Origin of the sequence: Serratia sp. (in: enterobacteria) (genome assembly GCF_046715635.1) — a bacterium.
Taxonomy (GTDB): Bacteria; Pseudomonadota; Gammaproteobacteria; order Enterobacterales; family Enterobacteriaceae; genus Chania.
The window spans coordinates 1-11365 of sequence record NZ_JBKJYW010000467.1; the positions used below are offsets into that span (position 1 = coordinate 1).

Annotated in this window: 11 protein-coding genes and 2 pseudogenes; 4 read left to right on the forward strand and 9 right to left on the reverse strand. The window is 53.4% G+C overall.

The annotated features are described in order from the left end of the window. Positions 1-404, reverse strand: a pseudogene (locus tag ACLQ7H_RS24125) (penicillin-binding protein 2); the annotation flags it as partial. A gap of 292 nt (positions 405-696) precedes the next feature. Here ACLQ7H_RS24125 and ACLQ7H_RS24130 point away from each other — a divergent pair. After that, entirely contained in the window at positions 697-978 is a 282-nt protein-coding gene (locus ACLQ7H_RS24130; protein ID WP_024530953.1) for a YjcB family protein, read from the forward strand. A 55-nt stretch (positions 979-1033) separates the two neighbouring features. On the opposite strand, the gene ACLQ7H_RS24135 is transcribed toward ACLQ7H_RS24130, so the two are convergent. Together ACLQ7H_RS24135 and ACLQ7H_RS24140 are read right to left on the reverse strand one after the other, a co-directional pair. Beyond that, positions 1034-1477, reverse strand: a complete 444-nt coding sequence (locus tag ACLQ7H_RS24135; RefSeq protein ID WP_411754854.1) for a VOC family protein — start codon at positions 1475-1477, stop codon at positions 1034-1036. Positions 1478-1497: 20 nt separating this feature from the next. Further along, a complete protein-coding gene (locus ACLQ7H_RS24140; protein ID WP_411754855.1) occupies positions 1498-2367 on the reverse strand; it encodes a helix-turn-helix domain-containing protein in 870 nt (289 codons plus the stop codon). Positions 2368-2545: 178 nt separating this feature from the next. Between ACLQ7H_RS24140 and ACLQ7H_RS24145 the strand changes: the two genes are divergently transcribed. After that, on the forward strand, positions 2546-3451 hold the full coding sequence (locus ACLQ7H_RS24145; RefSeq protein ID WP_411754856.1) for a DMT family transporter: 906 nt from the start codon (positions 2546-2548) through the stop codon (positions 3449-3451). A gap of 149 nt (positions 3452-3600) precedes the next feature. Here the strand turns inward: ACLQ7H_RS24145 and ACLQ7H_RS24150 are convergent, their stop codons facing one another. Then, complete coding sequence (locus tag ACLQ7H_RS24150; RefSeq protein WP_411754857.1) at positions 3601-4194, reverse strand: histidine phosphatase family protein; 594 nt, start codon at positions 4192-4194, stop codon at positions 3601-3603. A 222-nt stretch (positions 4195-4416) separates the two neighbouring features. On the opposite strand from ACLQ7H_RS24150, the gene ACLQ7H_RS24155 reads away from it, so the two are divergent. Continuing rightward, entirely contained in the window at positions 4417-4824 is a 408-nt protein-coding gene (locus ACLQ7H_RS24155; RefSeq protein WP_411754858.1) for a cupin domain-containing protein, read from the forward strand. A 720-nt stretch (positions 4825-5544) separates the two neighbouring features. Here the strand turns inward: ACLQ7H_RS24155 and ACLQ7H_RS24160 are convergent. The 5 genes from ACLQ7H_RS24160 to ACLQ7H_RS24180 form a co-directional block, all read right to left on the reverse strand. Next, the gene (locus ACLQ7H_RS24160) at positions 5545-6066 is read right to left on the reverse strand and encodes a chromate transporter (protein WP_411754859.1); all 522 of its coding nucleotides are present in this window, start codon (positions 6064-6066) and stop codon (positions 5545-5547) included. Continuing rightward, entirely contained in the window at positions 6063-6632 is a 570-nt protein-coding gene (locus ACLQ7H_RS24165; protein WP_411754860.1) for a chromate transporter, read from the reverse strand. Before ACLQ7H_RS24165 ends, ACLQ7H_RS24160 begins: the two co-directional genes overlap by 4 nt. A gap of 113 nt (positions 6633-6745) precedes the next feature. Next, positions 6746-7585, reverse strand: a complete 840-nt coding sequence (gene licT / locus ACLQ7H_RS24170) for a BglG family transcription antiterminator LicT (protein WP_411754863.1) — start codon at positions 7583-7585, stop codon at positions 6746-6748. A gap of 12 nt (positions 7586-7597) precedes the next feature. Then, positions 7598-9013 carry a glycoside hydrolase family 1 protein gene (locus ACLQ7H_RS24175; protein WP_411754861.1) on the reverse strand — a complete coding sequence of 472 codons (1416 nt, stop codon included), beginning with the start codon at positions 9011-9013 and terminating at the stop codon, positions 7598-7600. Further along, positions 9010-10881, reverse strand: coding sequence for a beta-glucoside-specific PTS transporter subunit IIABC (locus ACLQ7H_RS24180; protein ID WP_411754862.1), 1872 nt, complete (start codon positions 10879-10881; stop codon positions 9010-9012). Before ACLQ7H_RS24180 ends, ACLQ7H_RS24175 begins: the two co-directional genes overlap by 4 nt. A gap of 371 nt (positions 10882-11252) precedes the next feature. On the opposite strand from ACLQ7H_RS24180, the pseudogene ACLQ7H_RS24185 reads away from it, so the two are divergent. Next, positions 11253-11365, forward strand: a pseudogene (locus tag ACLQ7H_RS24185) (pyridoxal kinase); the annotation flags it as partial.

Below are 11365 nucleotides of genomic sequence, written 5' to 3' on the forward strand. Positions count from 1 at the left end.
AGCGTAACGGGTTTATAGCGGCTATTGTGGTGCATATCGTCACGGAAGGCGGCGATGTCGTCCGGCGTTAAATCGACGATAGGCGTCAGGTCTTGCAGCAACGTAGCCATGTCGGCGATTTTGCTGGGGGTTACTTCAATCTGGTACAGCTGTATGTTGCGCACCAGCGGGATGCCATTGCGATCGAAGATCAGGCCACGATGGGGGGCAATGGGCAACATCTTGATGTCGTTTTGATTGGATCGCGTCTGATAAAACGCATGCTGTTTGATCTGCAACTGATACAGGTTGAAAACCAGTAAGCCAAAACAGGCGACGACCAGGACCATCGCTACGCAGGCGCGGCGAATGAACAACGTTTCTTCGGCGGGATGGTCACGGAATGGATCTTGTAATTGGGCCATGCGCGGAGTCTTACCTGTTTGGCTGGGCGAAAAGCCAGCAAGCATAGCGTTAATAATCCGGGTGCTACATTAAAAGGTTGCTAATGATTTGGCATAAATGTTTCAACATATTGGAATGTTGCTGGGATTTGTCAGACAGGCCATAACGGCTATTGAGGCACCAATTATTCCGGTGCTACAATGTGACGCAGATCACACTAATAACCTAAACCACTGTCTATCCAATACGCATTCAGCCCAAGGTCTGATACCAGGAGCTGGCTGCGGCATGTGTAGCAAAGGATCACCTTCGATGAGTACCATAGCCACTGGCTTTATTATGATGCGCTGGGAATTACTGAGCGCAGTGATGATGTTTCTGGCCAGCCAGTTGAACGTGGTGTGCCGCAAGGCCAGCCGTAACGGCATGGCGTTTGTGTTCAGCAGCCTCGGGTTGTTCACTAGCTGCTGGTTTGTGATGGGGCTGATGGGCATGTCCTTCAACCTGGCAGGCATTATGCACTTCTGGGCGTCATTTAAGGACGTCTTCATCGATGTCATGAGCCAGAATCCGACCGCTTTCCCTCTGCCATAACCGTTTTCCTGTCTAAACGGGCGCAGCAAACCGCGCCCCCTGCAAAGTCACTGGGTTATGGGGCAGTTCGCATCCAGGGCGTTAAGGTCACGCCAACCAGCAAGCCTTCCGGGCTTAACAAACGGGTGACGCTCTGGCCCCACGGCTCCAGACGGTTGGCTACCAACAGTTGATAGCCCTGATCCAGCAACGTTTGGGTGGCCTTCGCCATATCCGCGACGTCAAACTCCATCCACGCCTGCGGCACCGGCAAATCTTGTGGCCATTGTTCCTGGCCAAAGCAGGATTTGGCGGCCTGCGCCAAAGGCCATAGCGCGAAGTGCTTCACACCGGCCAAGGCATCGTGTTCGGTCAGCAGATAGTCCTCATTCCCTTCCATTGGCTTCAGGGGCAACCCCAGCGCTTGCTGATAGAACGCGGCACTTTGGTTGGTGTTCTGAGTGATCGGGCCAAAACCCGCGACAAACAGTACCTCAACACCACAAAAGGGTTGTTCCATATTCTATCTCCTGTAGGGGATTAGCGGCTTTGCTGCCGCAGCCGTATCGGGGTAAAACCGTAGAACGCTTTGAAACGGTGGCTGAAATGGCTGGCCGAGCTAAAGCCACAGTCCAGCGCAATCTGGATGAGCGGCATCTGCGTGTTGTGTAGCAGTTTCTCCGCCTGTTGCAACCGTACCTGCATCACATATTGATGCGGTGCCTGTCCGGTGCTGTGTTTAAACATGCGGGCAAAATGAAACTCGCTCAATTCTGCCTGAGCAGCCAAGTCTGCCAGCACCAATGGTTGATCGAGGTGGTGATTGATAAACTCCTGCACCCTCTTCAATACGGCCGGAGCCAGCCCACCACGCACGCTGGGCAGCCGCCATTGCAACTGGGTGTAGCGCTGGAGCATATGTGACATTAACAGCGTGGAGGCGCTGCTCAGTGCCAGCTGGTTAGCGCTGTCTTGCCAATTGTGATTAAGTAAAAACTGGCGATACAGCAGCGTGATCTGCGGATCCTCCGCAAACGACAGCGGCTCTACGTTGATGGACGCCGGGCTGCGATCCCAGGTCTGCTCCACCAAATGGCGCAAATGCTGGTCGGTACAATACAGATGAACAAAGGAGAGATTACTGCGTACATCCCACGTGGATTCGTAATGACGCGGCATGATGCAAAAACGATCCGGGCCGCCGCCGTTCTGCCAGCCCCCTGGCACCTTCTGATAGCACTCGTAACCCTCCGCCACGTACAGGCTGAGGGTATGGTGATCGGCACTTTCCTGGGTGATACGGTCGTTGCAGTTGGACCAGGCCGCCAGTTGCACGCCAGATCCCAGTTGCACGCTGTTGTGCAACCGGGCTTTATGTTGGTGCAGTGTTTCAAATGCCAGGTATGCCATAGCTGCCCTATTCCTGTGATCCAAGCCGTTTCAGTTTAAAGAGTGGCGGCGCGGGATGCCAGTTGTCGCCGGGCGCTTTTTACAAAAAAAGCGCAAGAATATGCAATTGGCCGCAAAAGGCTGACAGCGTGACGGTGCTAAAAGATGAATACTCCCGCTCTCATTACAAGGAGAAGCTATGAATACGCTGCTGTATCTTGCCGTGGTGCTGATTTGGGGCACCACTTGGATTGCGATTACCCTGCAACAAGGCACGGTGGCGATCCCCGTTTCGATCGGTTACCGCTTCCTGCTTTCTGCCGCCATCATGTGGCTGGCCATGCTGGCGTTACGCCGCCTGCGGGCCATCAGCCTGCGGGACCACCTGTTCTGCATGTTGCAGGGCTGCTGTGTGTTTGGTTTTAACTTTTACTGTTTCTACCTGGCGGCGGCCTATATCAGCAGCGGGCTGGAATCGGTGATTTTCTCAATGGCGGTGTTGTTCAACGCGGTTAACAGCATGATGTTCTTCCGCCAACGCCCTAGCCCCAACCTGCTGCCTGCGGCACTGTTAGGCATGACCGGCATCATGGCGCTGTTTTGGCAGGATCTGATGGCTACCCAGATGGCGCCAGAGTTACTTAAAGGGATCGGGTTAAGCGCTCTGGGTACCTACGGTTTCTCGCTGGGGAATATGCTCAGCACACGCCATCAACGCCGTGGGTTGGATATGCTTTCCACCAACACCTATGCCATGAGCTATGGCGCACTGCTGATGTTTGCCATCGCACTGGCACAGGGCGCTTCATTGCAACTTGAATTCACCACTCGCTATCTGGGCTCGCTGTTCTATCTGGCGATCTTTGGCTCGGTGATCGCCTTTGCCGCCTATTTCACCTTATTGAGCCGCATCGGCTCAGGGGCCGCTGCCTACAGCACCTTGCTGTTCCCGTTGGTGGCTTTAACAATTTCCACTCTGTATGAAGGCTATCAGTGGCATCTGAACGCGGTGATCGGCCTGTGCCTGATCCTGTTGGGCAACCTGGTGATGTTTTCCAAACCGGGGATGTTTACCTTGCCCTGGCGGCGGCGCGGGGCTATATGACACCCCCCCTTGCGTTGCCATGCACTTACACCGACTAGAAAACGGTAATATGAAATAGTGCAGAAATAGATTACTGCTGACACCAGCACGATACTAATGGCGCATGCAGCTGGTGTCCCTTGCAATTGTAACACTTCACTCATTCACCATTAACGCCCCGTTGGGCAATTATCTGCGACTCCATTCAGCCCTTCGGTTTGACGTTCAAAGCGGATCTTATCGTCTGGTACATCGTGGTTAATCGTCAGCACATAGATACCGTCGAAATCACTCCCCGGCCATTTGGTCACCTGTTGAGGGTCACCTCCCTCGGCGATGATAATATTTTTTACCACCTGCACCAGGTTGTGATGCTCCCAAGAGATAAACACCACGGCGTTGCGCAAACGTTCATCCAACAGAGCCGTCTGTAATTCGGCAATGTCATCAGCATGATACTGGATATTCACCGGCAATGAGAGCCGAATGGCCGTTGGGGTGATGGTAGTCAATGCCCGCATGGAGCTGCCCAGCTTATTTTTCTTGGGGCCTGCGGCATAAATGGCTTCGGGTTTACCGAAGCGGGAGATTAAGACCTCCGGCAGTGCCAAGGCGCGGTTAAAGCCTTTGCAGGTCAGTTGCCCGCTATGGTTGTCTGGCTTCTCACCGTGGCGAACAAACACCAGGGTTTGCTCACTCCAGGCGGCCCCAGCCACACTGGACAACAGTAATGCCAATACGCCGTTTTTAAACGCCTGCTTCATGCTTCTTTCCACCCATATTTGTGCTTAAGAATGCCGTCAGGTAAGACTACGTGCTTGCAGGTCATGGTCATGACTAATGAATTATTTGCATAGGGGTATCCCTATTTAGCTACTTTATCATCGAATCTCCCTTGCAATACACTTTCTCCTCTCGGCCACAAGCACATCGGCCATCCATTTTGGTTGCTTCATGGCAACAGACGTAATTTGACGGTGAGAGAGATGAACGAGAAATTTGACGGTAATGGTATTTTCCCCAAAGGGCCAAAAAATAACGCCTATGCGCAATATTTCACCGGTACCAGCTACCTGAGCATGTTGACCACCGAAGGGGTAGCCATTGGCAATGTGGTGTTTGAACCAGGCTGTCGAAATAACTGGCATATCCACCATCAAGGCGGTCAAATCTTGCTGGTGACCGGTGGGCGTGGCTGGTATCAGGAGTGGAATAAACCGGCTCGCCAACTTACCGCCGGGGACGTGGTCAATATCCCGGCAGGCGCCAAACACTGGCATGGTGCAGCCCAGGATAGCTGGTTTGCACATATTGCCGTGGCGGTTCCGGCCGAGGGTTCCTCTAATGAATGGTTGGAACCGGTTTCCGACGAGGATTATCGTCAGTTGCCTTAATAAAAAAGCCACCTGCCAAAACGGGTGGTATGAGATTAATGACCACGGGCGCAGCATGCAGCGCCCCTACGTGCTAAACCGGTTAAAAGCTAGGCATTGCTATTTCAACCTACTCCTTTGGGTAGAAGTGATCTACTACGCAAAATATCAGTTTGCCCACCACGTAGCAGCACGAGAGAGAGACCAATAAGCGAGAAATATTGGCTGGGGCAGCGAACAAACCTGACGGCCATATTCCGGCCCCAGTTAATAATGCAGACGCTAGAAATACAGCTAGCAAAGCAGCAAGAATACGCACAAGTGTTTTCATATCATTCACCCAAGCTGATATAACCGGTACGATTTATTTAAAACATTAATTTTAGCCGACTACCATGAACATGAGTCTTGCCACTGTTATCAGTAAGGTCACCGCCATTACCTCCCTCACCCGCCAGATATCTGGCCCAACAATGCAAGTTCTAAGCGTTCCATAGACACCCCCCTAATAGAGTAGGGCGAGTTGATTAATACCCTGTCACCAGAAGATTATCAATGTAAAAAAAGAGGTTTTTTTAATTTTAAGAGTCTAATCACAAAATCATTACGTATTATTAGCCTTATGATTTACTTAGACGATTTAGTTAATTTAATTACGCTGTCAGTTAATTAAGGTAAATATAATGATATATATTGCTACGCAGGGGCGCAGCATGCTACGCCCTTTAGAAAGTTAAGACGTCACCCAATCAATAACCCCAACACCGCTCCGCCCGCCAGGATCCATAATGGATGAATACGTTTATTCATACTCAGCAGCGTCGCTAACACAATTAATATCGCCAACCGCCAGTTGGTCGCGGAAGCTTGGGCAATCAGCACGCCGCTGGCGGCAACCAGCCCGACCGTGACCGGCACCAGCCCAACCTGCACGATACGCCGCCAGGGTTTATCTTTAAAGCGCCGCCATGCGCCCATCACCAGAATGGTGACAATGGACGACGGCCCAAACTTGGCCACAGAGGAAACCAACAGCCCGGCCCAGCCTGCGACGTGCCAACCAATCAGCGGCACGATCATCATATTCGGCCCCGGTGCGGCCTGCGCCATGGCGAACAGCGCGCTGAACTCCTGGGCGCTCATCCATTGGTGTACTTCCACCACCTGACGCTGCATTTCCGGCAGGATGGTAAAACCGCCACCAAACGCCATCAGTGAAAGCTCGGTAAAAATGATCGCCAACGAGATTAACACCGCCATCATGACGGTTTCCTCCAGGCCAGCAGAATACTTAGCGGGGCCAGCACCAGCATGGTGGGCAGCAATGGCAGGCGCAGCCAGGCAATCGCCACCAAAGCAATGGCAACAATCGCTAACGGCAACCCTTTCCCCCACAGTGGCCGCAGCATTTTCAATGCGGTTGAGAGCAGCAAACCCGCCGCCGCTGCGGCCAACCCGGCGAACACGTGTTGCACATGGGCATCGTTTTGGTAGCGGGCATAAATCACGCCCAGGCCAACCACAATTGCCGTGGGGGCGCAGATCAGCCCGAGCAAGGCACATAGCGCGCCACGCAGTCCGCGAAACTCCATCCCCACCGCCACGGAAAGGTTAATGACGTTGCCACCCGGCAGGAACTGGCACAATCCCAGCAGTTCGGTGAACTGCTCAGCGGTTAACCAGCGGCGTTGTTCCACCAACATGCTGCGCGCCAGTGGCAGCACCCCACCAAAGCCGATCAGGCCAAGCATCAGAAAGCCAGTAAACAGTTGAGTATTGCTTGGTGGCTCGGCGATTTCATGGCCCTGTAGCGCATTAGGATCTGACATTGCGTTTCCCACATCATCTCAGTTGTTATCTGGCATAATGCACGCGGCCAAGCCATGATGTCTAATGCATTTCTGAGCCATTATCGCTACGGTGAATGCGCCGTAGAACGAACTTAATCGTCCCGATCGACAATCCGCGTCAGGTGGATGACCAAATACAGCAGTTCGTCATTGGACATCTCCATTTCCAGCAGATTCTTCACATAGTCACGGATCACCAGTGCGCAACGATAGGCATCGGGATACTCCTTCGTCACCTGTGAGAACAGGAAATCATCCTTCGACTTCACCTGTTTGTTATCGATCATGCGTTGAATGAAAAACTGCATATGCAGCAGGAAACGCGAGTAATTAAGCGAGTCCGTAGCGATATCGATGCGGAAATGGTATTTGATAATGTTGAAGATATCCTTCAGCATCTTCACCGCCAGTAGCGTGTGTTCCATGCTCTGCACGTCGGTCTGGCCATTGACCAGATGAAAAGCGATGTTCCCCGCCTCCGCTTCTGGCAACAGGATATTTAAACGCTGGTTAATCTGCGCCAGCGCCTGTAACGCCACGGCAAATTCCTGTGGGTAAAAGCGCTTAACCTCATGCAGTAGCCGGTTCTGAATGATGATGCCTTTATGGCAGCGCTCAATTGCAAAACTGAGATGATCCACCAGAGTAAAAAAGATCTGTTCGTTGACCCGGCCGCCAAGCTGACTGTTGGCCAGCCTGAGGATCATCTGCACCAGTTCAATGTGCTGTTCCGGCGTGGCTTCTATCAGGCGTAGGTGGTCGTGGCCTGTTTGACCGTTGTGCACCACATAGACTTTTTCTATGCTGGCCGCAGCCAGCACATCCCCCACTTTGCTGTTAAACCCGATGCCCTTGCCCATCACGATAACTTCGCGGTTATCGCTATCGGTGGACAGCACCAGGCTGTTATTGAGCACCTTGACGACTTTCATCATTACACTGCGTTATCCACGTTGTTGGCCGTTCGAGGCAATCAGGCGCTGATACCAGGCAAAACTGTTCTTCTTGATACGCCGCAGGTCGTGCAGATCCTGCTCGCCACGGTTGACATAGATAAAGCCATAGCGCTTGGCATAGCCCTGATGCGTGCTGACCAGATCGATTGCCGCCCACGGGCAGTAACCCAGCAGATCGACACCATCGTTAATCGCCAACTGCATTTGTTCGATATGCGCACGCATAAAATCAATGCGGTAATCATCATTGATGATATCCCCAGACAATAGCTGGTCCGGCGCGCCGATGCCATTTTCAGTAATTAAAATCGGCAGATGATAACGCTCATAAACCTTGCGCAGCGTCAGCCGCAGGCCCACGGGATCGATCACCCAACCATAGCGCGTTTTGTCGACATACGGGTTTTCCGCTGCCCGATACACGCCCGGCTCACCCAGCATGATTTGCTGATCCCCTGCACGAGCCGTGATATCCGAGGCATCGCCACGGCTGGCAGCGATGGTGGCAGTGGAATAGTAGTTTATTGCTACATAATCCGGCTTTCCTTGCAGCAATAACTGCGCATCCCCTTCGGCAATTTCCGGGGCAAGACCCCGATCCTGCAAATAGCGCCAGGCCAACGCATTGTATCGGCCATGTACCGCAACATCCAGAAAGCTCCAACAGCGCAGCGTTTCCCAGTTGTGGGCGGCGATGGCATCCAACGGATGGCAGGTTTCCTGATACATGGAAGTGGTGTTGATCGCCGGGCCGATTTTCCCCTTGGGGCAGCGCTGATGGCACAAGGCCATGACCCGCGCCTGCGCCACCAGCATATGGTGGCTCTGTTGATAAAGCACTACCTTGGTAGGTAGTTCGCCGCCCTTCGGCACACCGATGGCTCCAGGGTGCAGGATCATGGTGTTTTGCTCGTTGATGGTCAGCCAATATTTGACCTTATCGCCAAAGGCAGTGAACAGCACGTCCGCATACTCGACAAAAGCATCGATGGTCTGCCGGTTGCTCCAGCCGCCCTGTTGCTCCAGCACATAGGGCAGATCGAAATGGTAGAGCGTCACGACCGGTTCAATACCGTGCTTGAGCAATTCATCGATCAGGTCACGATAAAACGCCAGGCCAGGCTGATTCACCTCGCCCGTGCCGTTCGGCAAAATACGCGTCCAGGCAACGGAAAAACGGTACGCCTTCAGCCCTAATTCGGCAAACAGCTTAACGTCCTCACGGAAACGGTGGTAATGATCGCTGGCCACCTTAAAATCTGCCGTCTCGACGGGATGATCGAGCATATCAACAATTGAAGGGCTTTTGCCGTCTTCGTCCCATGCTCCTTCAACCTGATAAGCCGAGGTTGAAGCTCCCCACAGGAAGCCAGGCGGAAAATCGTTCAGCTGTTCGTATTTCATGCTTTTTGCTCCTCGATATTCAGCGCGACAATTTGCTCACCAAAGTTCACCGGCCCAGGCTGCTGGCAACTCAGGTGCGGATACTGTTCACTGTTGACCACCAGCACCGGGGTGATGATGTCGTAACCCAGCGCGGTAATAGCGGCAATATCAAAGCGCACCAGCTCATCACCGGTTTTCACCCGATCGCCCACCTGCAGTTGAGAGCTGAAATGCTCACCGTTGAGATTGACGGTATCGATGCCGATATGCATCAGCACTTCCATACCGTTATCGGCCTTAATGCCCACGGCATGTTTCGAAGGTAAGAAAGTCACGATTTCCCCGTTCACTGGCGCACGCAGCACGCCTTGCTCAGGCACAATTGCCACGCCCTTACCCAGCAGCCCTTGCGAGAATACGTCGTCATTCACCTGTTCCAGCGCGACTAACTGGCCTGCTAGCGGGCTGTACAGCAACGCGTCGCGATCGGACGGTGCGCTGTCTGTTGTTGCCGCCTCTCCGTCTTCATCAACCGGATCCTCAAAGCCCAGGATCCAGGTCAAGGCAAAGGTCACAACGATGGCGATGACGCAGGTAATGAGCGCGTGCACGATATTCATCGGATTTTCACCGATAAAGGCCGGTAACGCCGCTAATCCTGGCGAGACAAAGGCATAGCGTACCAAACCGCTGACGCCCGCGTAGATACCGGCACAGCCGCCACCGATCATGGCCGCGATCAGCGGTTTACGCAGTTTCAGCGTGACGCCGTACAGTGAAGGCTCGGTGATCCCCAACAGCGCGGTGAAACCGGCAGAAGAGGCCAACTGACGCAGATTCTTGTTCTTGGTGCGGAACGCTACGCACAGGGTTGCCGCGCCCTGGGCGATGTTGGAAGCCAACATGCCGGGGCCATTAATCATCTCAAAGCCGTTTTTACTCAACTGGCCGGTAGCGATAGGCGTCATCGCCCAGGCGGTGCCGGTGATCACCAGGAACGGTTGCAGGCCGCCCATTAACATCGGGATCAGCCAACTGGCCTTGCCATCGATAATCGCCGCGCCGCTGGCCACCAGATCGTTGAGGAAAATGCCGAACGGCCCCACCGCCACCAAGGCTAGCGGCGTAGTGACCAGTAAGATGATCATCGGCTTGGTGAAGAATTTAATCATGGTCGGCGAGACTTTCTCGGCAAAGCGCTCGATATAGGACATCAGCCACACCGTGAAGATGATCGGCAGCACCGAACCGGCATAATCCGCCAACCGCACCGGAATACCAATAAAATCAATCGGCGATCCGGCAGCCAGCATCTGGGCAAGGTTGGGATGCAGCAAGGCTCCCGCGATGGTCATGGCCAGAATAGGGTTACATTCAAATTTGATCGAGGCCCCATAGGCCAGCAGCACCGGCAGGAAAAAGAAGGCGGCATCAGCAATGGTGTCCAGCAGATGGTAAGTTGGGCTGGCCGCGCCGATCGCCCCAGTTAACTTGAGGATCGCCAGCAGCGCCTTGATCATCCCCGCGCCGGTAATAGCCGGGATCACCGGCGTAAAGGTGGTTGAAATCACGCTGATAATCTGCGTAAAGACACCGCCCTTGGCTTTGCTCGTCGGTTGTCCACCCAGTGTGCCCAGCGGTTGGCCGATCGCTTTTTGCAGCGCGCGGAAAGTCTGCTGTACGTTGTTACCCACCACAATCTGGAACTGACCACCGCGCTCAACCACGCTGATCACTCCAGGTAACGCCTCGATCGCTTTCGCATCCACCCGGCTATCATCGGCAAACTCCATCCGCAGGCGGGTGGCGCAGTGTGTCAGTTTGCTGACGTTGGCCTTCCCTCCGACCAGTGCCAATATGTCCAAGCCCAACTTGTTATAATCCATAGGTTTTCCCCGGCAAAAAAGCAAAAAAAAGACCAAAATGAAAATGCTCCCCTTCGGCAGAAGAAGTGCATTTCTATTTTGGTCTTGCCTGCTTGCGCAGTAACACGCCATCATAAAAATGATTGGGTAGCTCATTAGGCTACAGCGCAAGTAATACCGCGGACGCGATCGCCAGGCAACCGGCAACGGTAAGCTTTGTGATTCCTATCACGAATAGCCGTAGGAAAACTCGCAAGTGATCCAATGAAAAATCATCAAACTCTCCCGCTACATACTGTAGCCATGCCCTTCAATAGGTTAAACTTCCCTACCTCGGCGAGTTACCACTGCCGACCGTTGCGCTTGAATAACAATGAACCAAGGAAGTCCACATGCAACAAGGCTCTAAACTGCGGCCACCACCCATTGATGTGATCACCATTCAGTCGCAGGTGGTCTACGGTAGCGTGGGGAATGGCATTGCCTACCGCACGTTGTTGAAGAA